General features: G+C 64.9%; 20 protein-coding genes and 1 pseudogene. 1 reads left to right on the top strand and 20 read right to left on the bottom strand.

Annotated features, from left to right (window positions below; all coding sequences use genetic code 11):
- Positions 1-161 precede the first annotated feature (161 nt).
- The 15 genes from ACYP5B_RS31735 to ACYP5B_RS31665 all read right to left on the bottom strand — a co-directional run bounded on the left by ACYP5B_RS31735 (position 162) and on the right by ACYP5B_RS31665 (position 16,462).
- Positions 162-872, bottom strand: coding sequence for an aspartate/glutamate racemase family protein (locus ACYP5B_RS31735; RefSeq protein ID WP_459572292.1), 711 nt, complete (start codon positions 870-872; stop codon positions 162-164).
- Positions 873-1,029: 157 nt separating this feature from the next.
- Positions 1,030-1,950, bottom strand: a complete 921-nt coding sequence (locus ACYP5B_RS31730) for an alpha/beta fold hydrolase (RefSeq protein ID WP_318235395.1) — start codon at positions 1,948-1,950, stop codon at positions 1,030-1,032.
- A gap of 76 nt (positions 1,951-2,026) precedes the next feature.
- Entirely contained in the window at positions 2,027-2,929 is a 903-nt protein-coding gene (locus tag ACYP5B_RS31725; protein ID WP_267603101.1) for an SDR family oxidoreductase, read from the bottom strand.
- A gap of 55 nt (positions 2,930-2,984) precedes the next feature.
- Positions 2,985-3,920: a glutathione S-transferase family protein gene (locus ACYP5B_RS31720; protein ID WP_459572291.1), complete on the bottom strand. Its 936-nt coding sequence runs from the start codon at positions 3,918-3,920 to the stop codon at positions 2,985-2,987.
- Between the two features lie 148 nt (positions 3,921-4,068).
- Positions 4,069-4,890 (bottom strand): SDR family oxidoreductase, encoded by an 822-nt coding sequence (locus tag ACYP5B_RS31715; protein ID WP_459572289.1) that lies wholly within the window; start codon positions 4,888-4,890, stop codon positions 4,069-4,071.
- A 4-nt stretch (positions 4,891-4,894) separates the two neighbouring features.
- Positions 4,895-5,749, bottom strand: coding sequence for a class II aldolase/adducin family protein (locus ACYP5B_RS31710; RefSeq protein ID WP_267603106.1), 855 nt, complete (start codon positions 5,747-5,749; stop codon positions 4,895-4,897).
- A 129-nt stretch (positions 5,750-5,878) separates the two neighbouring features.
- Complete coding sequence (locus ACYP5B_RS31705) at positions 5,879-6,889, bottom strand: NADP-dependent oxidoreductase (RefSeq protein ID WP_459572288.1); 1,011 nt, start codon at positions 6,887-6,889, stop codon at positions 5,879-5,881.
- A gap of 80 nt (positions 6,890-6,969) precedes the next feature.
- Positions 6,970-8,346 (bottom strand): serine hydrolase domain-containing protein, encoded by a 1,377-nt coding sequence (locus ACYP5B_RS31700; protein WP_400093007.1) that lies wholly within the window; start codon positions 8,344-8,346, stop codon positions 6,970-6,972.
- A 100-nt stretch (positions 8,347-8,446) separates the two neighbouring features.
- Positions 8,447-8,890: a PaaI family thioesterase gene (locus tag ACYP5B_RS31695; RefSeq protein ID WP_318235399.1), complete on the bottom strand. Its 444-nt coding sequence runs from the start codon at positions 8,888-8,890 to the stop codon at positions 8,447-8,449.
- Between the two features lie 91 nt (positions 8,891-8,981).
- Positions 8,982-9,764, bottom strand: a complete 783-nt coding sequence (locus tag ACYP5B_RS31690) for an SDR family oxidoreductase (RefSeq protein WP_400093008.1) — start codon at positions 9,762-9,764, stop codon at positions 8,982-8,984.
- A 70-nt stretch (positions 9,765-9,834) separates the two neighbouring features.
- Positions 9,835-11,685: an acyl-CoA dehydrogenase gene (locus ACYP5B_RS31685; protein ID WP_400093009.1), complete on the bottom strand. Its 1,851-nt coding sequence runs from the start codon at positions 11,683-11,685 to the stop codon at positions 9,835-9,837.
- A gap of 205 nt (positions 11,686-11,890) precedes the next feature.
- The gene (locus tag ACYP5B_RS31680) at positions 11,891-12,298 is read right to left on the bottom strand and encodes a PaaI family thioesterase (RefSeq protein ID WP_400093085.1); all 408 of its coding nucleotides are present in this window, start codon (positions 12,296-12,298) and stop codon (positions 11,891-11,893) included.
- 37 nt (positions 12,299-12,335) lie between these two features.
- Positions 12,336-13,514, bottom strand: coding sequence for an acetyl-CoA C-acyltransferase (locus ACYP5B_RS31675; protein WP_318235402.1), 1,179 nt, complete (start codon positions 13,512-13,514; stop codon positions 12,336-12,338).
- Positions 13,515-13,652: 138 nt separating this feature from the next.
- Positions 13,653-14,288, bottom strand: a complete 636-nt coding sequence (pncA, locus tag ACYP5B_RS31670; RefSeq protein ID WP_400093010.1) for a bifunctional nicotinamidase/pyrazinamidase — start codon at positions 14,286-14,288, stop codon at positions 13,653-13,655.
- A gap of 92 nt (positions 14,289-14,380) precedes the next feature.
- Complete coding sequence (locus ACYP5B_RS31665; protein ID WP_459572287.1) at positions 14,381-16,462, bottom strand: 3-hydroxyacyl-CoA dehydrogenase NAD-binding domain-containing protein; 2,082 nt, start codon at positions 16,460-16,462, stop codon at positions 14,381-14,383.
- A 466-nt stretch (positions 16,463-16,928) separates the two neighbouring features.
- On the opposite strand from ACYP5B_RS31665, the gene ACYP5B_RS31660 reads away from it, so the two are divergent.
- The gene (locus ACYP5B_RS31660) at positions 16,929-18,449 is read left to right on the top strand and encodes an amino acid permease (protein ID WP_459572286.1); all 1,521 of its coding nucleotides are present in this window, start codon (positions 16,929-16,931) and stop codon (positions 18,447-18,449) included.
- Positions 18,450-18,507: 58 nt separating this feature from the next.
- Here the strand turns inward: ACYP5B_RS31660 and ACYP5B_RS31655 are convergent, their stop codons facing one another.
- The 5 genes and pseudogenes from ACYP5B_RS31655 to ACYP5B_RS31635 all read right to left on the bottom strand — a co-directional run bounded on the left by ACYP5B_RS31655 (position 18,508) and on the right by ACYP5B_RS31635 (position 22,492).
- Complete coding sequence (locus ACYP5B_RS31655; protein ID WP_400093087.1) at positions 18,508-18,678, bottom strand: RNA polymerase sigma factor; 171 nt, start codon at positions 18,676-18,678, stop codon at positions 18,508-18,510.
- Positions 18,679-18,751: 73 nt separating this feature from the next.
- Positions 18,752-18,991, bottom strand: coding sequence for an RNA polymerase sigma factor (locus ACYP5B_RS31650; RefSeq protein ID WP_400093013.1), 240 nt, complete (start codon positions 18,989-18,991; stop codon positions 18,752-18,754).
- Between the two features lie 2 nt (positions 18,992-18,993).
- Positions 18,994-19,185 (bottom strand): annotated as a pseudogene (locus tag ACYP5B_RS31645) (YgaP family membrane protein); the annotation flags it as partial.
- Between the two features lie 431 nt (positions 19,186-19,616).
- On the bottom strand, positions 19,617-20,942 hold the full coding sequence (locus ACYP5B_RS31640) for a dicarboxylate/amino acid:cation symporter (protein ID WP_400093015.1): 1,326 nt from the start codon (positions 20,940-20,942) through the stop codon (positions 19,617-19,619).
- 587 nt (positions 20,943-21,529) lie between these two features.
- Entirely contained in the window at positions 21,530-22,492 is a 963-nt protein-coding gene (locus tag ACYP5B_RS31635; RefSeq protein ID WP_267603122.1) for a threo-3-hydroxy-L-aspartate ammonia-lyase, read from the bottom strand.
- Between the last annotated feature and the right edge of the window lie 17 nt (positions 22,493-22,509).

The raw sequence follows: 22,509 nt of genomic DNA, 5'->3' as shown, positions 1-22,509 counted from the left end.
TGGCATCCTCTGGAAACTCTCGCGAGGACTTGAGCGAACCTCCAAGAAATCGGATTGGCGTCATCGCGCAGATATACTGGTTTGGATATAAGAGTGCAAGTCCTTTGCGGCCATGCCTGGGTATGCTGCCTCACCCGCCCTGTTCCGCCCCTGTGCCCGGCCTAATTCCCGACCACCACCCCTTCCAACGCCCACCCCACCGCGGCCTGCGCATGCAACGCCGTGGTATCGAACACCGGCAGCGCCACGTCATCCTGCCCGATCAGCAGCGCAATCTCGGTGCAACCCAGAATCACCCCGCCCACGCCCTGCGCCTGCAAGCCGTCGATGATCCGCCGGTACACCTCGCGCGAGGCGTCGCGCACGATGCCGTGGCATAGCTCTTCATAAATGATCCCGTGGACCAGCGCGCGGTCGTCGGCTTCGGGCACCACCACTTCGATGCCGTGCTTGTCCTGCATGCGGCCGCGATAGAAATCCTGCTCCATGGTGAAAGCCGTGCCGAGCAGGCCGACCCGCGGGACGCCGGCGCGGCGCAGGGCCTGCGCGGTGGGATCGACGATGTGGAGGAAGGGAATGTCGAGCGCGGCTTCCAGGACCGGGGCCACGCGGTGCATGGTGTTGGTACAGAGCAGCACGAAATCCGCGCCTGCGGCCTGCACTTGCAGGGCAGCCTGCCGCATGGATTCGCCGAGCTCGTCCCAGCGTTGCGCGTGCTGCAGTGCCTTGATCTGCTCGAAGCTGACCGTGACCATGACGCTGCGCGCGTTGTGGTGGCCGCCGAGGCGTTGCTTCATATCCTGGTTGATCAGGCGGTAGTACTCGGCCGAGGATTCCCAGCTCATGCCGCCGATCAGTCCGATCGTCTTCATCTTGACCTTCCTTGCGCACCGGCGCTGTCGAATCAGGTCAATGTAGCAGCAGGCGCCGCCCTGCCCCATGCACAGTGCGGCGGGTTCCGACCGGGCCAGCGCAGGCGCGCGTGCCTGACGCGGCCCGCCATGTCAGATCAAGGCAGGTTCGGGCAGATCAGGGCAAGGCGCTGCGGATCAGCAGGTTGATGCGCTCCGGCTGCTCGTGGATGACCCAGTGCGTGCCGTCCGGGATGCGTTCCAGCCGCATGTCCGGGATGAACTTGTCCAGGCCTTCCAGCAGGCTCTTGGGCAGCGCGGTGTCGCGCTCGCCCCAGATCACCAAGGTCGGCACGCGTACCGTGAAGGCGGCGGGATCCAGCTTGGAGATATCGGGGGGCGTTTCGCCCGGGCCCGGCGGGTGCATGGGCGATGCGCGGTAATAGTTGACGCCGCCGGTCAGCGAGTGAGAGCCGCCAGCGCCGGGCTGCGACCAGGCCGCGTGGTATTTCTCGCGGGTCTCGCCGGTAAACCAGGGTGCGGGCTGCTTGCCCTGTCCATTGAGGAAGCCTTCCAGCTTGGCGAAGCCGTCGGCCGCCAGCGCTTCTTCCGATCCCGGTGCGCGCAGCCAGTTCATATAGGCCGAAGCGGCTTGCTGCTGGGGATCACTGGTCAGCGCCTTGGCGAATACGTAGGGATGCGGCGAGTTGATGATGACCAGCCGCTCCACCATCTGCGGAAACTGGATGGCCAGGTTCCAGCAGATCGCCCCGCCCCAGTCGTGTGCGACCACCACGCAATGCGAGTAGCCCAGCGCGTTGATGAACTGGACGAGGTCCTCCACGATATGGCGAGGCCGGTAGGCCTCGGCTTCGGCGGGCTTGCTCGACAGGTTGAAGCCGCGCAGGTCCGGCGCCACCGCGAAGTGGGTCTTGCCGAACTCGGCTAGCTGGGCTTCCCACTCATACCAGAACTCGGGGAAGCCATGCACGAACAGCACCAGCGGCTTGCCGCGCTCGCCCGCGCTGGCGTAGTGCAAACGCGTGCCATTGGGCAAGGTGGCGTACTGCAGGTGCCGAATGACTGCAGGTTTGGTCATGAATTCCTCCCTTGCCGCAATGGCTGACTGTCTCTGGTGGACTTGCTGCTGGCCGCCCCGGGGGCGGCTCCCCTCGTTATCCGCGCAAGGCTGCGACGAGCCCGGCGCGCACTTCCGGCTTGTCGGCGAACGGGTCGCTCGGGTTGCGTTGGCTAATGATATCTTCGAAGCGCTGCCGCACGGGATCCAGCTGCTGCGGATGCGAGTAAATATAGAAGCCACCGTCGCGGATGGCGTCGAAGGTGAGCTGCGCGACTTCGGCGGCCGTGACCTTGCCCGAGCTGACCGCTTTGTCCGACATGGCTTGCGACACCAGTTGCGAGCGCGTGGGCGGTGCGTCGTTGGCCAGCCCGGCCGGCCGGTTGCGGCCCGATTGCGTGATGCCGGTCGGCACGAAATACGGGCACAGCACCGAGCAACGCACCTGCTCGCTGACCAGGCTGAGATCCTGGTACAGCGATTCGGACAGGGAAACCACGGCGTGCTTGGAGACGTTGTAGACGCCCATCGCGGGCGGGCTGAGCAAGCCAGCCATGGAGGCCGTATTGACGATATGGCCTTCGAACGACGGGTCCTTGGCCGCGGCCGCCAGCATCAGCGGGGTGAAGATGCGCACGCCATGGATCACGCCGAAGAGGTTGACGCCCAGCACCCATTCCCAGTCGCGCTCGGTGTTTTCCCACATCAGGCCGCCCGCGCCCACGCCGGCGTTGTTGAACAGCAGGTTGACCTGGCCAAAGGCGGCGATGGCGGCATCGGCCAGCGCCTGCACCTGCTCGGCCTTGGACACATCCACGCGCACGCCGATCACCGGCACGCCTTGCGCCTTGAACTCCGCCACGGTGGCGTCCAGTGCGTCTTCCTGCACATCGGCCAGCACCAGCTTCATGCCAAGCCCCGCGCCCAGCTTGGCGAATTCCTTGCCGAAGCCCGATGCACCGCCGGTAATCACAGCCACCTTGCCCTGGAATTGCTTCATGTTGTCTGCCTCTCGTTGCTTTCGCTTTATGGGATAGCCTTGCCGCGTGCGGGGCTTAGCCCGCGCGCTGCACTTGATAACCTTGGCGCGGGAAATGCACGTTGACCGCACCCGCACGCGGATCCTGGCGGCGCAGCGTGGCACGGTGGGCGTCCAGCGCCACCAGCACGCCGGCCACGGGATCGCGCGCGTAGTCCGTTGGCGTCACGGTGACCGCGTCGCCGGCTTCGAAGCCGCTGTCGGCGGCCACCCCGCCCGGCAACGCTGCCGGATCCGCGTGCCGCGCCACCTCCAGCGCCGACTCCGCGCTGACCACCCGCACTGTGCCATGGCCGAAGGCTTTCATGCGCGCATACCAGGCTTGCACCGCCGGATACGCGTCCAGCAGCTTGGCCAGTTCGCTGGCGCGCTGGATAAACCAGACGTTGTGGTATAGCGAAAAATCCGCCACCGACAGCGCGGGGCCGGCCACGTGCGCCACCCCCGCGTTGAACTGCTGCTCGAGCCGACCGAAGGTTTCATGCAGCAGCGCGATGGCCTCGGGCAAGGGCATGCGCAGCGCATTGGTGTCGCCGCGCATGGCCTTGCGGTCCGCGGAGAAAGCCTGGATCTGCGCCGGCGTGAGGTGGCCAAGCATGCTTTGCACGCCGGCCGGCTGGAACAGGTAGGTGACGGCGGCGGTAAACAGCGCGGTGTCGATCCAGCCAGCGACAAGGCGCGTGGTGGCGGCCTGCACGGCGGGATACAGCGGGCACGCGGGCGCCGCGCTGTCGATCACCTCGCAGATCAGGGCGGTGTCGCAATAGATGTCGGCCCCCACCTGCAGGATCGGGGTGCGGCGGTAGCCACCGGTCAGCGCGACCACATCCGGCTTGGGCAGGATCGGCGGGATTTCCACCGCTTGCCACGCCAGGCCCTTGGCGCCCATCAGCAGGCGGATCTTCTCGGAGAACGGCGACGTTGCGTACTGGTGAAGGATTAGGTCTGCCATGGTGTCGGTATCGCTCGTGTTGCCAGCCTGAAGCCAGACTGAAGCCAGACTAAATTCAGCCTGAAATTTTTCTTATGCCTGCTGCCGGTGCGTCGGGCGGATGCCGCCACGCTTCGCAGCAAGGCGCGTGCCTGCAAGTGCTTGTTCCCTACCGCCCCGTTTGCTTCAGCGCCTTGAGCGCCATGTTCTCGACCAGGCGCGGGGCCAGCAGCTTGAGCCACAGGCCAAGCCGGCCCTTGCCGGTCATCACCAGTTCGCGCTTGCGCGCGGCCATGGCCGCCAGCATCCGGCGCGCGCATTCCTGCGCGCTCATGGCGCCGTCCTCGCGCAGCCGGCTCTCGCCCAGCGGGCGGCCGTCGGGGCCAAAGCCGTTGATGCGCGTATCGGTCGCCACCACGCCGGGAAACACCACGCAGACGTCCACGCCCGAGCCGCGCAGCTCAGCCCGCAGCGCCTCGCAGAACCCCGCCAGCGCAAACTTGCTGGCCGAGTAGGCGGTGCGCCCCGGCACGCCGATCTTGCCGGCCAGGCTCGACACCGCCACCATCAGGCCGCCGCGCTCGCGCAGGTGCGGCAGCGCCTCGCGCGTGCACCACATGGCGCCGAAGTAGTTCACGCGCATGACCTGCTCGTAGTAGCTGTAGTCCGATACTTGCTCAAAGTAGCCGTGGGCGGACACGCCGGCATTGTTGACCAGCACATCGAGCCCGCCGTATTGCGCAACCACCGTGGCTACCAGCCGCCGGCAGTCGAACTCGTCGGACACGTCGACGCGCCACACGCCTACATCGGCTGCCGGGTGCTGGCGGCGGATGCGCTCCGCCAGCGCTTGCAGCATGTCGACACGGCGCGCCGCCAGCGCGAGCCGCGCGCCCTGCTGCGCCAGCAGCAGGGCCAGTTCCGCGCCGATGCCGTCGGAAGCGCCGGTAATCAGCACGACCTTGCCGGTGAATGGTGCAAAGGCGGCCATGACTTCAATCCAGCAGGTCGGGCTGTTCCTTGACGATGCGGGCGTACAGTGGCTGGAACTGGAACCAGCCCGCCTGCGCTGTGCCGACGATCGAGTAAGCCTGGCGTGCGGCAGCGTCGGAGATAACCTTCAGTGGCGCGTTGGTGCGCGCGGCGGCGGCCTCTGCCAGCAGCTGCACCTGGCAAGAGCGCTCCATGGTGATGAACCACCAGGCGGCTTCGTCGACGGTCTTGCCGACCGTCAGCAGGCCATGGTTCTGCAGGATCGCAGCCTTGTTGCTGCCCAGCGCGTTGGCAATGCGCTGGCCTTCGTCGAGCTCCACCACCACGCCACCGAAATCGTCATAGAGGGCATGGTCGTTGTAGAAGGCGCACACGTCCTGTGTCAGCGGATCCAGCGTGCGGCCCAGCGTGGACCAGGCACGGCCATGGGTGCTGTGCGAGTGCGCGGCGGCGACCGCGTCGGCCCGGGTCTGGTGCACGCGCGAATGGATGGCGAAAGCCGCGGCATTGACCGGGTAGTCGCCTTCCACCACGTCGCCGTGGTGGTCGCAGCGAATCAGGTTGGACACCTTGACCTGGCTGAAATGCACGCCGAACGGGTTGACCCAGAACGTATCCGGGAACTCGGGGTCTCGCGCGGTGATGTGGCCAGCCACGCCTTCGTCAAAGCCGAACTTGGAGAACAGGCGGAAGGCCGCGGCCAGCCGCTGCTTGCGGTGCAGGCGCTCCTCGGCCGGCGTATCGAACTTCGGCGGGCGCGGCAGCACGCGGTACTTGGCCTTGACCTCTTCGGACATGCCGGCGGCCATTTCGTCCTGGTCGGCCTGGGGCTTGGTGCTTTCTGCAGGGGCGTTCATGGGGAGTCTCCTATCTCGTAGTTCATACCGCTGGTTTGCTCCCCTCTCCCCCTGAGGGGAGAGGGAGAGGCAGCCGTCGTCATGGCGCGCGGCTCTGGCCCGCTCGGCGGCTTCGGTGCATGCCTCTGGTTAAACCAGCTTGACCAGCTGCTTGCCGAAGTTCTTGCCCTTGAGCAGGCCCATGAAGGCTTCCGGCGCGCTCGCCAGCCCTTGCGCGACGCTCTCGCGGAACTTGAGCTTGCCTTGCGCCACGGCGGTGCCGAGTTCCTGCAGGGCTTGCGGCCACACGTCCATGTGCTCGGACACGATAAAGCCTTCCACGGTCAGGCGCGACACCAGGATCAGCTGTGGGTTCTTCAGAGGCATCGACTGGCCGTCGTAGCCGGCGATCATGCCGCAGATGGCGATGCGGCCAAACGCGTTCATGCGGGCCAGCACGGTGTCCAGGATCTCGCCGCCGACGTTCTCGAAGTAACCATCCACGCCGTCCGGGGTGGCGTCCTTGAACATCGTGTACAGCGCCTTGCTGTCCTTGGCGGCCTTGTAGTCGATGCAGGCATCGAAGCCAAGCTCATTGACCACGTAGTCGCACTTGTCCTTGCCGCCGGCAAAGCCCACCACGCGGCAGCCCTGGAGCTTGGCCAACTGGCCCACCACGCTGCCGACAGCGCCGGAGGCGGCGCTCACCGCGATGGTCTTGCCGGCCTTCGGCTGGATGATCTTGTTCAGGCCATACCAGGCCGTCACGCCGGGCATGCCGACCGAGCCGAGATAGGCGGACAGCGGGATATGGGTGGTATCGACCTTCTGGATGCCGATGCCGTTGGTGACGCCCATTTCCTGCCAGCCGAACATGCCGACCACCTTGTCGCCGACGGCATACTTGGGGTTCTTGGTCGCCACGATCTCGCCGACCGTGCCGCCGATCATGACTTCGCCCAGCGGCTGCGGCGTGGCGTAGGACTTGCCTTCGTTCATGCGGCCGCGCATATAGGGATCGAGCGACAGGAAGTGGTTGCGGACCAGCACCTCGCCTTCGCCCAGGTCGGGCACGGGCACCTCTTCCAGGCGGAAGTTGTCAGGGGTCACGGCGCCGGTGGGACGCGATGCCAGGACGATGCGCTTGTAGGTGTTCGACATGATGGCTTCCTTACAGTGAAATGGACAAGGACACTCGTCCTTTGTCGTTCGTTGTGGGTGGTTGCTTGTCAGCTAGCTTGTTATTTCATCAACGACAGCGCCAGCGCCCGATACGCGCGATGCGTGACGGGGTCGTTGGCGCCGTTGGCCGCGATGGGATGCGAGGCGTAGCGCACGATGGTGAGCTCCGCCTTGGGATCGACATAAATACGTTGGCCGTGGATGCCCCGTGCCTCGAACACACCATGGTCATCGTTCGAGACCCACCACATCGAGCGATAGCTCCAGCCGGGCAAGGTGGCATAGCCGGCCTTGGCAAACTTGGCAGGATCGCCGCCGCGGCGGATGTCCGCCACCACTTCAGCCGGGATGACCTGCTGGCCGTTGAAGCGTCCGCCGTTGCGCATGGTCTCGCCAAAGCGGGCCAGGTCGCGCAGCGTGGTGTTGAGGCCGCCGCCGCCGGATTCGCTGCCGATGCTGTCCACCATGAAGTAGGCATCGTTCTCCGCGCCCATCTTCTGCCAGACGCGCTCGGAAAGCAGCTTGGCCAGAGACTGCCCGGACACGCGCTTGACGATCCAGGCGAGGACTTCGGCATTGACGGTCTTGTAGGCGAAGGCCTGGTCATGCTCGCCTTCCTTTTTCAAGGTGGCAAGGAATTCGTAGAACGTCTTGGGCCCGGCATAGCCGGGCTCGCGGGGCATCATGCCGCCGGCGCGGCTGTAGTCCCAGACCTCGGCCTTGGGATCGGCGTAGTTTTCCGAGTACTTGACGCCCACCGTCATGTCCATGACTTCGCGCACGGTGGCATCGGAGTAGGCGGTGCCCGCCATCTCCGGCAGGTAGCGCGCGACGGGCGCGGCAGGGTCGAGCTTGCCGTCCGCCACCAGCATGGCGGCCAGCGTGCCGACGAAGGACTTGGTGACCGACATCGCGATGTGCGGGGTATGGTCGTCCAGCGCGCCGAAGTACTTCTCAAAGACCACCCGGCCCTTGTGCATCACCAGGATGCCGTCGGTATAGGTCAGGCCCAGCATGTCGCTGAACGTGCGGCGGGTGCCGTCGGCATCGGTGAAAGGCACGCCGCCGATATCGTGCTCGGCGCGCGGCAAGGCCGACACGGGCCCGCGCCCGTGCCAGACCGACGCGGTCGGAACCAGTTCGCGGATATGCGAAAAGCTCCAGCGGGTGCGCGGAAAGCCGTTGCTGGCAGGGGTGAAGCTGATGATCTTGGCGGCTACGGGGGGGAAGCCCTGCATCCAGCCCGCCGACACGGGATCGGTGGCGGCTGCATCCGGGAACACCGGCGCGGCTGGCGCTGCTACCGGCGCGCTGGCCGAAGGAACAGGTGCATTCTGGGCTTGGCCCGGCTGGTACATGGCAAGGGCTCCTGCGCCGAAGGCGGCAAGCACGGTCAGTTTCAATCGCCGCGTGGCGGCAATCCGTTCAAACAGCATCTTGTCTCCATTTCTTGATTCATAGGTGCTGCGCGCCGCGGGCTCTGGCGGCCCTGCCGGTCTTGGTGGCTAGTATCCCCTCCCTGTCCAGCGCCCCGGCTCAGCCGTCCGCGCCGGTATCCGAAGCGCCGCTCGCCGCCCGCTGCGGCGGCACGCGCTTGACGAACTTGAACGTGCCCGACCCGCGCGACACGGTCTTGCCATCGGCATCGACAATCTCGGCCTCGCAAAAGGCCATCGTGCTGGTGCGGTGCACGCACTGCCCGCGGGCGATGAGCTTGCCGCGGCCAGGGGCCATGAAGGTTGTCTTCATCTCGATGGTCACCACGCCACGGCCGTCGGGATCGGTGGCGCGCCCGGCAATGGCCATGGCCACGTCGAGCAGCGTCATCAGCACGCCGCCGTGGGCCATGTCCCAGCTGTTCTGGTGGCGTGTTTCCAGCGCCAGTTCGATCTCGCTGCCCTCCTTGTCCATGCGCGTGCATTGCACGCCGAGGTCGGCAAGGAAGGGAATCTTGAGGGGAAATCCGTTGGTTTTAGTCATGGTTGCAAATGAGGCGAAGACGGTACGGCTGGCCGGCTGACAAGGAGTAAAGGCCCGCCCTGCAGGGGCCAACCGCATTAGAGCATGGACTTTATACCGCGCTCACGCCGCCATCCACCGCCAGTACCTGGCCGGTGATGTGCTTGCCGGCAGCGCTGGCGAACAGCAGCGCCGCGCCCTTCAGGTCCTCGTCGTCGCCCAGCCGGTGCAGCGGCACCGAGGCGCACATGGCTTCCACGCCCAGGCGGTCCAGCGATCCCTGCGTCATCTTGGAGGGGAAGAAGCCCGGCGCCAGCGCATTCACCGTGATGTTGTGCTCGCCCCACTCGGCCGCCAGCGTGCGGGTGAAGTTCACCACCGCGCCCTTGGAGGTGTTGTAGGCAATGGTTTCCATCGATCCCGGCGGGTTGCCCGCCAGGCCGGCGATGGAGGCCACGTTGATGATGCGGCCGTAGCGGCGCGGGATCATGGACAGCTTGCCGATGCGCTGAGAGAGCAGGAACACGCCGCGGATATTCAGGTTCATCACCTTGTCCCAGGCTTCCACCGGATGGTCCTCGGCGGGCGCGCCCCAGGTGGCCCCGGCGTTGTTGACGAGGATGTCGATGTGGCCGAGCTTGGCCAGGGCCTCGTCGGCCAGGCGCACGATATCCGCGTCGCGGGCGCCGTCGGCGGCGATCCATTCGGCGTCGATGCCAAGCCCCCTCAGGTGGGCTTGCGCCGCTTGCAGCTCGTCGGCCTTGCGCGCCGACAGCACGATGCGCGCGCCCTGCTCGCCAAGCGCTTCGGCGATCTGCAGGCCGAGCCCGCGCGAACCGCCGGTGATCAGTGCGGTCTTGCCCTTCAGGTCGAACAATTGCTGGATGGTGTTCATGGTGTCTCCCGATTTGGTGTGGCGCGCGCAGACAGGTGCGCGCGCCTGATCAACTTGTGCGAGCCGCCGGTCAGAACCAGGCGTCCTGCATGTCCAGCGTAGTGCGGTCGAGCGAGGCCAGCAGGTCAAGCTGCGGACCCACCTTGGGCAGTTCCCAGCGGAAGAAATATTCCGCCGCCGCCAGCTTGCCGCGATAGAAGTCCTGGTCTTCCTGGCTCTTGGCGCCCGCCAGCGCGGCCTGCGCGACCAGTTCCTGCTCCAGCCACGCCCACGACAGCACCACATGGCCGAACGCTTCCAGGTACACCGAGGCGTTGGCCAGCGTCACCTTGGCGTCGCCCGCTGCCCACAGCGCCTGCGTGACTTCCGCCACGCGCTTGACGGCGGCACCCAGCGCCTTTGCGTGGCTGCCCAGCGCGGCATCGCCGCTGGCCAAGGCCCGGCCGATCGTGGCCTGGATCTCCTCGCCAAGAACCTTGAATGCCGCGCCGTCCTTCATCACCACCTTGCGGCCCAGCAGGTCCAGGCCCTGGATGCCGTGGGTGCCTTCGTGGATTGGGTTGAGGCGGTTGTCGCGGTAGAACTGCTCGACGTTGTACTCGCGGGTGTAGCCGTAGCCGCCATGCACCTGGATGGCCAGGCTGTTGGCTTCCAGGCACCACTGCGACGGCCAGCTCTTGGCGATGGGCGTGAGGATATCCAGCAGCAGCGCCAGGCGCTCGTGCTCCGCACCCTCGGCGGCACGTTCCTGGTCCACCAGTTGCGCGCAGTACAGGTTGAGCGCCAGCCCGCCTTCCACATAGCTCTTCTGCGCCAGCAGCATGCGGCGGATGTCCGCGTGCTCCACCAGCCGCACTTGCGGGCTGGCCGGATCCTTGCCGCCGGGGCCGATCGGGCGGCCCTGCGGGCGGTTGCGCGCATAGTCCACCGAGTGCAGGTAGCCGGTATAGCCCAGCATCACCGCGCCCAGGCCCACGCCGATGCGGGCCTCGTTCATCATATGGAACATGCAGGCCAGGCCCTTGTGCGGCTCGCCCACCAGGTAGCCGATGGCACCGGCCTTGCCGCCCGGCTTGTACTTCATGCCTTCGCCGAAGTTCAGCAGGCAGTTGGTGGTGCCGCGATAGCCCATCTTGTGGTTCAGGCCGGCCAGTACCACGTCGTTGTGCTCGCCCAGGCTGCCATCGGCATTGACCAGGTACTTGGGCACGATAAACAGCGAGATGCCCTTCACGCCCGGGATCAGCTTGCCGTCCGGGCCTGGGATCTTGGCCAGCACCAGGTGCACGATATTGTCGGACAGCTCATGCTCGCCGGCCGAGATCCACATCTTGTTGCCGCGCAGGCGGTACTGCTGGCCCAGCGGCGATTCGCCCTCGTAGTCGGCGCGCGTGGTGATGTCCGACAGCGACGAGCCGGCCTGCGGCTCGGACAGGCACATGGTGCCGAAGAAGCGCCCTTCCATCTCAGGCTTGACGAAGGTCTCCACCTGCGCCGGCGTGCCGTGCGTGAGCAGCAGGTTGGCGTTGCCGATGGTCAGGAAAGGATAGGAACTGGTGCCGACGTTGGCGCCCTTGAAGTAGGCAAAGCCGGCCTTCTCCACCACCACCGGCAACTGCATGCCGCCGATGTCGTAGTCCTGCCCGGCCGCCATCAGGCCGGCCTCGCAGAAGGCCTTCAGCGCGGTCTTGACCTCGGGGATGATGGTGACGGTCTCGCCGTCGAAATGCGGCTCGTGCTGGTCGCTCTTCTTGTTGTGCGGCGCGAACAGGTCGGCGGCGATCTTCTCGCAGGTATCGAGCGCGGCGTCGAAGGTCTCGCGGGAATGGTCGGCGTAGCGCGGAATACGGGTCAGCCCTTCGACCTTGAGCCATTCGTACAGCACGAAGTTCAGGTCACGGCGGGAAAGGATCAGCGACATGGCAGGAAACGGCTCCCAGACTGAAAGGGAAAATCAAAGATGCGCGATCCGGCGGCGGCGATGGCGCTATTGGCAGCCTCGCGGCGGGGATCGTCGCTGTCTCCACAACGGCACGCTCGCAAGGCGCACCGCACATTCTGTAAATTCTCCAAATGGCGCGGGGAAAGAAAAAGGCGCTCGCGCGCCCGTCTCTTTCCTGCCGTGCTTAGCTACCTTCGCCCAGGCGGGCGATGGTGCCCTGCGCCACCGCGCAGAGCTTTTCCTCGCCATCCTTGACCATGAACACATCGCACCGCACCACCGCTTGCTGGCGGCCGCGGTTGAGGCATTCAGCGCGGGCAATCAGCATGTCGCCAATCGCCGGGCGCAGGTAGTTGATCTTGTACTCGGAGGTCACCACCGGCGCCGCCATGGCCGCGCCGCCCGCATAGGTCAGTGCGTTGTCAGCCAGGTAGCTGACCACGCCGCCATGCAGGAAGCCGTACTGTTGCTGCAGGTCCTGCCGGATAGGCAGGCGCAGCTCGGCGCGGCCGGGCGAGAGCGCGGCCAGCTCGGCGCCGACCAGCACCGAGAAGGGCTGGCTGGCCAGCACCTCCCGGCCATGGGACAGCATCGGGTCGGCTTGATCGCTCACGGTGCGTTGCCGCCGCTCAGAGGACTTCGAACAGGCCGGCAGCACCCTGGCCGCCGCCGATGCACATGGTCACCACCACGTACTTCACGCCACGGCGCTTGCCTTCGATCAGCGCGTGGCCGACCAGGCGAGCACCCGACACGCCGTAAGGGTGGCCCACCGCGATGGCGCCGCCATTGACATTCAGGCGGTCCATGGGGATGCCCAGCGTGTCGGCGCAGTACAGCACCTGCACGGCGAAGGCTTCGTTCAGCTCCCACAGGCCGATGTCGGCAACCGTCAGGCCGGCCTTCTTCAGCAGCTTGGGCACCGCGAACACCGGGCCGATGCCCATTTCGTCAGGCTCGCAACCGGCCACGGCGAAGCCGCGGAACGCGCCCAGCGGCTGCAGGCCCTTGGCCTCGGCCACCTTCGAATCCATGACCACGACCGCCGAAGCGCCGTCGGAGAATTGCGACGCGTTACCTGCCGAGACCACGCCGCCGGGCATGGCGGTGCGGATTTTCGACACAGCTTCCAGCGTGGTGTCGCCACGGATGCCTTCGTCGGCCGAGACCGTGACTTCCTTGGTCATCAGCTGGCCCGTAGCCTTGTCGGCCACGCCGGCGAGCACCGTGATCGGCACGATTTCATCGTTGAACTTGCCGGCTTCGAGCGCGGCGAACGCGCGCTGCTGGCTGCGCACGCCGTATTCGTCCTGGCGCTCGCGCGAGACGTTGTAGCGCTTGGCCACGTTCTCGGCGGTTTGCAGCATGTTCCAGTAAATTTCCGGCTTGTTCTTGGTCAGCCAGCTTTCCTGGATCATGTGGCGGTTCATTTCCTGCTGCACGCAGGAAATGCTTTCCACGCCGCCGGCCACGAAGATGTCGCCTTCATCGGCGATCACGCGTTGCGCGGCCATGGCGATGGTTTGCAGGCCGGACGAGCAGAAACGGTTCACGGTAGCGCCGGGAACGGTCACCGGGCAGCCGGCGCGCAGGGCGATCTGGCGTGCGATGTTGGCGCCGGTGGCGCCTTCCGGGTTGGCACAGCCCATCAGCACGTCTTCCACTTCGCCAGCTTCGATCTTGGCGCGGGCGATGGCGTGCTGGACCGCATGGCCGCCCAGGGTCGCGCCGTGGGTCATGTTGAAACCACCCTTCCAGCTTTTGGCCAGGCCGGTACGTGCGGTGGATACGATGACTGCCTCTTTCATGTCTTGCTCCTCAGTATCTCTGGTATCTGGTGACCTGCGGCGTGCGTTCACGTCCCGCAGTGTCTTGCAATAGGTCTTTGGCCGGGTTCAGTCGTGTTAGCCAGGCTTGGTCAGGCTTAGTCAGGCGATGCGTCAGGTTCAGTACAACAGGCCGGCAGACTGCAGGCGCTGTACGCCCGCGGCTTCCAGGTTTCGCCACGCGTTTGCCAGCGAGCCGTCGAGATCGATGGCGCGACAGGCGTCGTCGACCACAATGGCGTCAAATCCGGCCGTCCGGGCATCGAGCGCGCTCCAGGCAACGCAGTAGTCCGTTGCCAGTCCCACGCAAAACACCCGGCGCACCCCGCGCTCCTGCAAATAGCCTGCAAGCCCGGTGCGGGTGGTGCGATCGGCCTCCATGAAGGCCGAGTAGCTGTCCACCTCGCGGTGATGGCCCTTGCGGATCACCATCTGCGCATGCGGCACCTCCAGCCCGGCATGCAGCGCCGCGCCGTGGCTGCCCTGCACGCAATGCGTGGGCCACAAGACTTGCTGGCCATAGGGCAACACCACGGTCTGGAACGGCTGCGTGCCGGCATGGTTGGCGGCAAACGAAACGTGGCTGGCCGGATGCCAGTCCTGGGTCAGCACCACATGCGCAAACGCCGCCGCGAGGCGGTTGATCACGGGCACGACTTCATCGCCCTGCGCCACGGCAAGCGCGCCGCCGGGCATGAAGTCGTTCTGCACGTCGATGACCAGCAGGCAATCTTCGGGGCCGTATTGCTTGGCCATGCCGCTACTCCTCGCTAGGTGACCGGTTTGCGATCAATGTTGAGAACCCCGCGCGGCCTGACTGCGCCGCGCGAACATCGCCTTGGCCGTACTTAGCCGTTGAAGCCCTTGCCCTCGGCAGCCAGCTTGACCAGCAGCGGGGCTGCTTTCCAGGCTTCGCCGTGGTAGCCCTTGGCATAGCGCGCCATCGACTGCGCCACGTTGAACAGGCCAACCTGGTCCGCGTACAGCATCGGGCCACCACGGAACAGCGGGAAACCGTAGCCGGTCAGGTAGACCATATCGATATCCGAGGCCTTGGAGGCAATGCCTTCTTCCAGGATCTTGGCGCCTTCGTTGACCAGCGCGAACACCAGGCGCTCGACGATCTCCTCATCGGAAATCTTGCGGCGGGTGATGCCCACGTCCTTGGAGTGCTGCACGATCATGTCGTTGACCTGCTGGTTCGGGTACGGCTTGCGGTCGCCCGCCTTGTAGTCGTACCAGCCCGCGCCGGTCTTCTGGCCGTAGCGGCCCAGTTCGCACAGCAGGTCGGCGGTCTTCGAGTACTGGATTTCAGGCTTGTCGATGGCGCGGCGCTTGCGGATGGCCCAGCCGATGTCGTTGCCGGCCAGGTCGCCCATGCGGAACGGGCCCATGGCAAAGCCGAACTTCTCGATGGCCTTGTCCACTTGCTCCGGCAGCGCGCCTTCGTCCAGCAGGTAGCCAGCCTGGCGGCTGTACTGCTCGATCATGCGGTTGCCGATAAAGCCGTCGCACACGCCAGATACCACGGCAGTCTTCTTGATCTTCTTGGCGACCTGCATGACGGTGGCCAGCACGTCCTTGCCGGTCTTCTCGCCACGCACCACTTCCAGCAGCTTCATCACGTTGGCCGGGCTGAAGAAGTGCATGCCGACCACGTCTTGCGGGCGCTTGGTGAAGGAGGCGATCTTGTTGACGTCCAGCGTGGAGGTGTTCGACGCCAGGATCGCGCCCTGCTTCATCACTTCGTCCAGCTTCTTGAAGACGATTTCCTTGACGCCCATTTCCTCGAACACGGCTTCGATCACCATGTCCGCATCCTTGATGTCGTCATAGGACAGCGTGGTGGTCAGCAGGCCCATGCGCTGCTCTACCTTCTCTTGCGTGAGCTTGCCCTTCTTGGCGCTGTTCTCGTAGTTCTTGCGGATCGTGGCCACGCCGCGGTCCAGCGCTTCCTGCTTGGTTTCCAGCATGATCACCGGGATGCCGGCGTTCAGGAAGTTCATGGTGATGCCGCCGCCCATGGTGCCGGCGCCGATCACGGCAATCTTCTCCAGCTTGCGGGTGGGGGTGCCTTCCGGTACGTCCGGGATCTTGCTGGCGGCACGTTCGCCAAAGAAGGCGTGGCGCAGCGCGCGCGATTCAGGCGTGGTCACCAGGGCCATGAAGCCTTCGCGCTCAGCCTTCAGGCCAGCGTCGAACGGCGTGAGCGAGGCAGCCACGGCGTCCACGCACTTCAGCGGCGCCGGGAAATTCTTGGCGACCGCGGCCACGGTATTGCGGGCAAAGGCGATGAAGCCTTCCGCGTTCTCGTGCTTGACCTTCAGGTCGCGCACCTTGGGGTACGGGCCGGGGTTGGCCGCCACCGTCTTGGCGAAGGCCACGGCCGCGGGCAGCACGTCGCCGTCGACGATTTCGTCGAACAGCTTGGTGCCGGCGAATTTTTCGCTGGGGATGGCATTGCCCGACACGATCATGTTCAGGGCGGCTTCCAGGCCGATCACGCGCGGCAGGCGCTGCGTGCCACCGGCGCCGGGCAGCAGGCCCAGCTTCACTTCCGGCAGGGCGATCTGCGCGCCCTTCGACGCCACGCGGTAGTTACAACCCAGCGCCAGCTCCAGGCCGCCGCCCATGGCGACGGAATGGATCGCCGCCACGACGGGCTTGCTCGACCCTTCCACGACCTTGATCACCGAGTGCAGCGTCGGCTCCTGGGTGGCCTTGGGCGTATTGAATTCACGGATGTCCGCGCCGCCCGAGAAGGCTTTGCCGGCGCCGGTAATGACGATGGCCTTGACGGCCGCATCGTCCAGCGCACGGGTCATGCCTTCGACGATGCCAAGCCGGGTGCTGAGACCCAGGCCGTTGACGGGGGGATTGTCGAGCGTGATGACGGCGACGCCGTCCTGAACCTGATACTGCGCTGTCATGCTGGTTCCTTTGGTAACTAGAAGTTGTCTCGGGATTCGAATTCTCGAATTATGTTTTTCTGCGCGGCCCCAAACCACCGCCCGGCCGCCGGAGAAGCCCGAGGCTTGCACCCCTCGGCCGGCGCCCACCCTATCGCGAGCGGATCAAGCATACACAAAATAGCACGGTCGTTCAATTTCATTTTGGGGCTGGCCGGGCGGTACCATGCGCGTTGTTCATGGCGGATCTCGCCCCCGTGCATTCAGGCTGCCAAAGCCCACTAAAAAGCTAGGGTAAGCCCGGAGCGCAATGGCTCATCCGGCACATTCCCCGCCCCCCTGAGGATTGCCTCTAGTCACAGTAGGCGACTTTCCTGACATAAACCGCCGTAACCCTCGGATTTACCCGGATAACCCGGTAGACTCGCGCGCTTTGCCCGCTCGGGCGCCCCACGAGGCGTTGCCCGCCGAAGTTCCAGTGACCCTGATGTCTTCCCATCCTCACCTTCACCAGCATCCCGTCGTCGAGCACGACGATCTCCAGCGCAAGCTCAAGGCCCGCCACCTGACCATGATCGCCATCGGCGGCGCGGTCGGCACCGGGCTGTTCGTGGCCTCCGGCGCATCGATCTCCCAGGCGGGGCCCGGCGGCGCGCTGCTGATGTATTGCCTGATCGGCCTGATGGTGTATTGCCTGATGACCAGCCTGGGCGAGCTCGCCGTGCATATGCCGGTGGCCGGCTCCTTCGTCACCTACAGCGCGCTCTATGTGGAGGAAGGCTTTGGCTTCGCGCTCGGCTGGAGCTACTGGTTCAGCCTGGCCGTGACGATTGCCGTGGAACTCACGGCGGCGCAGCTGGTGATGCAGTACTGGTTCCCGCACATCTCCGGCGTGATGTGGAGCGCGGCCTTCCTGCTCTTGATGTTCGGGCTCAACGCCTTCTCGGTACGCGGCTTTGGCGAGGCCGAGTACTGGTTCGCGCTGATCAAGGTAGCCACGATCCTGATCTTCCTGGCGGCCGGGCTGATGATGATCTTCGGCATCCTCAAGGGCGGGCCGCAATCGGGCTGGCACAACTTCACGCTTGGCGACGCCCCCTTCGTGGGCGGCATCCCCGCCATGTTCGGCGTGGCCATGATTGCCGGATTCTCCTTCCAGGGCACGGAGACCGTTGGCGTGGCAGCCGGCGAGGCCGCCGACCCGGCGCGCACCATCCCGCGCGCCATCCGCCAGACTTTCTGGCGCATCCTGCTGTTCTACGTGCTGGCGATCCTGATCATCGGCGTGCTGATCCCCTACACCGACCCCAGCCTGCTGCGCAACGACGTCACCGACATCGGCGTGAGCCCCTTCGCGCTGGTGTTCCGCCATGCCGGCCTGGCCTTCGCCGCCGGGCTGATGAACGCGGTGGTGCTGACCGCCCTGCTCTCCGCCGGCACCTCCAGCATGTACGCCTCCACGCGGATCCTGTACGGCCTGGCGGTCAGCGGCCGCGCGCCAAGGGCATTGGCGCGGCTCTCCGCCAACGGCGTGCCATACAACGCCCTGTTCGCCACCACCGCCGTCGGCGCCCTGTGCTTCCTCAGTTCGTTGTTTGGCGACAAGGCAGTCTACTTGTGGCTGCTGAATACGTCCGGCATGACCGGCTTCATCGCGTGGCTCGGCATCGCCATCAGCCATTACCGCTTCCGCCGGGGACTGGTGTACCAGGGCTACAAGCCGTCCGACCTGGCCTACCGCTCGCCGCTCTATCCCGTCGGCCCCATCTTTGCCATCGTGCTGTGCGTGGTGATCGTGCTCGGCCAGAACTATCAGGCATTCAGCGATGTGCGCGGGCGCTGGCTGGAGATTGTCGGCACCTATATCGGCGTGCCGCTGTTCCTGGTGCTATGGCTGGGGTATCGGCTGGTCAGGAAGACGCGGCTGATCGACTATGAAGACATGCCGTTCAACTGCAAGCGTGCGGGCGAGGCGGAGGCGGTTGGCGTGGGTGCGCCGGGGCGCTGAGCGAGCGGCCTGGCCGCGCACACCTAGCATCACATACTGCCAGTGCCTGCGCCGGAATTTAGTCTCCTGGCACCTGCGTGGTGCGGGGGGCCGAGATATTGAGGTGCGTCGCGGTCTCCGGCGCGGACAGTTCTTCGATATCGCGCAAGATCAGGATTTCCCTGTAATGCGGCGGCAACGCAGCAATCGCCACCACCGGATCATGACGCAGTTGATGCGGCACCGGCACTTGGTACAACGTCTCCTCAAGCGCTTCCGATAGTGGCACCGTCTTTTTAAAGACCGAAAACAGCCGAAAACACTCACGCATCGACGATGCGAAACATCCAAGCTGCTAGTGCCGACAGCTTGTGCAGCGTGTGGATCTTGCTGTGCAGTTTCCACAGTGCGACCTGAACCGCGTCCTCAGCGTCTTCACTGGTGGCGCAAGTGCGGCGGGCGAAGCGCCTGAGGTCCGGCTGCATGGCGATGAGCAACTGGTCGAGCGCGCGGGCGTCACCCTGAAAGGCAGCTTCCACCAACTGAGCATCGAGTCGTCCCATGATCAGTCGGAGCGTTTCAGCTTGCGGCCGAACATGGCACACATCGGGCAGAAGCCGATGAAGCCGGTGCAGGCGAACACAACGCCAGCGGCCACCGCCACCCATTTGATGGTAGGGTCCATCGGCACGACGAAGGAGGCGGCGATTACGATAACCAAGCCGATGCACAAGCGCAGTGCGCGCTCCCATTTCGGAAGATTCTTCTGAAAAACTTATAACCTCTCTTGCGGTTGAAGGACAGCGTTCCTACGGGGTAGGAGGCGGCCAGCGCCGCAAAGGATTCAAAAATTCCTGCTTTTTGTCGCTCCAACTGCCGCCCAATGCACGCGCCAGTTACAGCCTGGTTTCCAGGACTTTGGCCCGGCTTTGCAGCAGATAACTCTCGACCACTAACTACGCTGCGTCGTGGTAGTTACATGGCTTGCGCACCCAGCCGCCTCCAGCGACGCTTGCTGGGTGCGTATCGACACGTTGGCAGCTAGGACTAGAGCTTTAGGCATGGCGACTCTCCTTGTGGAGAGGTGGCCAGCGCGGGATGTCATTTGCCGCCTTCGGGCACCACTCGGTCAACCACCCACAGTGCGTCGCGTCAGCAGCAACGTCAGCGCATAGCTCTTTCGCGAAATCAGGCCATGCTTTCTGGAGACTGCATCGTTTGCTTGACCAGGGCGCCGTGACCGGCGACAAACTCATCGGAGAGTGAATCGGGCTCTTCCTCCGTCCCAAGTTCCCCCTCCCATTTTGCAACCACGGCAGTGGCGATACTGTTGCCCAGGACATTGGTCGCCGTGCGCCCCATGTCAAGGAACTGATCGATTCCCATCACCAGCAGCAGGCCTGCCTCCGGCAAGCCGAACATCGGCAAGATGGCGGCTACCACCACCAGCGAGCCGCGCGGGACCGCGGCCATGCCCTTGCTGCTGACCATCAGGATCAGAAGCATGGTGATCTGGTGCCCGAGCGACATGTCGACATTGAAGGCCTGCGCGATGAAGACCGCCGCAAACGCCTGATACACCATCGAGCCATCGAGGTTGAACGAGTAGCCAAGCGGCAGGACAAATCCGACGAGGCGCTTCTTCACCCCAAAGCGCTGGAGCCGCTCGATCATCTTCGGGTAAGCCGCCTCGCTGCTGGCGGTGGAGAAAGCGATCATCATGGGTTCGCGGATGCCCTTTGCCAGCTCGAACATGCGCCCCTTGAGAACCGCATAGCCTGCGATAAAGAGCACAGCCCACAGCGCCAGCAACGCGAGATAGAACGCGCCGATGAACTTGCCATAGGTCACCAGTACGTCGAGCCCCTGCACGGTGATGGCCGCGGCAAGCGCTGCAAAGATGCCGACCGGCGCGAACAGCATCACCGTATTGGTGATGCGCAACATCACGTTCATCAGTTCGTCAACGGAACGTTTCAGGAACTGGCCGGAATCACCGGTAGCCTTGCCCAGTGCAACGCCGAAGAAGAGCGAGAAGATCAGGATCTGCATGATCTCGTTGGTCGCCATGGCCTCGAAGATGCTCTTCGGGAAGATATGCGTGACGAACTCTTTCAGGTTGAGCGCGCTGGTCTTGAGATTCGTGCTTGCGCCAGCGTCCGGCAGGACCATGTTCAGGCTGACACCGGGTTGCGCCAGGTTCACGAACAGCAATCCGATGCTCAGCGACACGAGCGACGCGACGATGAACCAGGTCAAGGCCTTGGCGCCGATGCGGCCGATTGCCTTGGCGTCGTCCATGCTCGCGATGCCCGAGACCAGCGTCGCAAATACGAGCGGGGCGATGATCATCTTGATCATGCGCAGGAAGATCTCGGTGATGATCGAGAAATTCCCGGCGATCACCTTGGCGGCTGCCGCGTCAGCCGCCATGCGGTGACAGGCATAGCCGACGATGACGCCCAGGACCATGCTGAGCATGATCCAGCGGGTAAGTTTGTTTGTGGTTTTCAAAGCTTTCGCCTCCTGGCCAGTTTCCGATATCGGCGCCCGCGGCTGGTCTGGGCCAAGGGCTGCCTTTCCCGCCTCGCCGACGGCGGGCAGCGCTCCAACCTTGGCGGGCAGACGCCATGCGCCAAGGCCTCGGCCTCGGCGCACAGTGCATCCCGTTCATGTCGATAAGACAGATTATCCAGAATTAGACAAACCGTCAACACGATGAAAACCCGAGGTATTTCGGGAAGACGAGGGCACAGCGCCGGCGGCACGCGCACGAGAGGCCCGCTCGCCCACAATGCGCGCGAGCAAGCCGCGCTGGATGATCGCAAGCGCATGCCTTCGGGCGACGGCCGCAAAGCGGAAACATTGGAGGAGATGGCCAGAGCGAGGCCAGGAATGCAATTGCGATGCCGGGGGACTTCCGGTGAACGCAAACGCCATCGTGTGCGCAGCCTGATGGACAGGCTCACACGGATGACTATCGGTAGAAATGGGCGAATCTGTTCCTGGCGCTGATGCCGCCGGGGTCAACGTCACCTGCGCCACGCTGCATGGCCAGCCGGTGCCATGCGCACCGGCCGCCCGCACGCGGATCATGCCAATCAGCCAGCAAGCAAGGCCGCGAACCGGTCAATATCGATGTTCCCGCCGCTGATGATGACCCCCACGCGCTTGCCCTTCAGTTCGGCCTTCATCGCGCGCGCGGCCGCAAAGCCGAGGCAGCCGGTGGGCTCCACCACCAGCTTCATGCGCGATGCGAAAAAGCGCATGCAGTCGACCAGTTCCTCGTCGGTCGCGGTCACGATGTCATCGACATCGCGGCGAATGATCTCGAAGGTGTAGTTGCCAAGGTGCTGCGTCTGCGCGCCGTCGGCGATGGTCTTGGGTGTCTCGATATGCACGATCGAGCCGGAGCGGAACGACTGCTGGCCGTCGTTGCCGGCGGCTGGCTCCACGCCGTAGATCTTGCATTGTGGAGCCAGTGCGCGCGCGGACAGTGCGGAACCGGAGAGCAGCCCGCCGCCGCCAAGGCAGACGAACAGGGCATCCAGCTCGCCGGTTTCCTCGAACAGTTCCTTGGCCGCGGTGCCCTGCCCGGCAATGACATCCGGATGGTCATACGGCGGGATCAGGGTCAGGCCGTGCTCCTCGGCCAGCTTGCGGCCGATTGCCTCGCGATCTTCCGTATAGCGGTCATAGATGACCACTTTGGCGCCGTAGCCGCGGGTCGCGGCTACCTTGGCGGCCGGCGCATCATGGGGCATCACGATCGTCGCAGGGATGCCGAGCAATGAGGCCGACAACGCAATGCCTTGCGCATGATTGCCCGAAGAATACGCCACCACCCCTGCCCGCCTCTGGCGCTCGTCGAACTTCGAGAGCGCATTAAAGGCGCCACGAAACTTGAAGGCACCCATGCGCTGCAGGTTCTCGCACTTGAAGAAGAGTTCCGCGCCCACTTCCTTGTCCGCAGTGCGCGAGCGCATGACGGGGGTGCGGTGAGCATGGCCCTCAAGCCGCCGGGCGGCTGCTGACACATCATCAAAAGTGGGTAGATTCAGCATGATCGTAAGTCTCGTTT

Source organism: Cupriavidus sp. 8B, assembly GCF_054589115.1.
The sequence above is the reverse complement of the archived record's forward strand: the minus strand, read 5'-3'. Positions and strand labels throughout refer to the sequence as shown.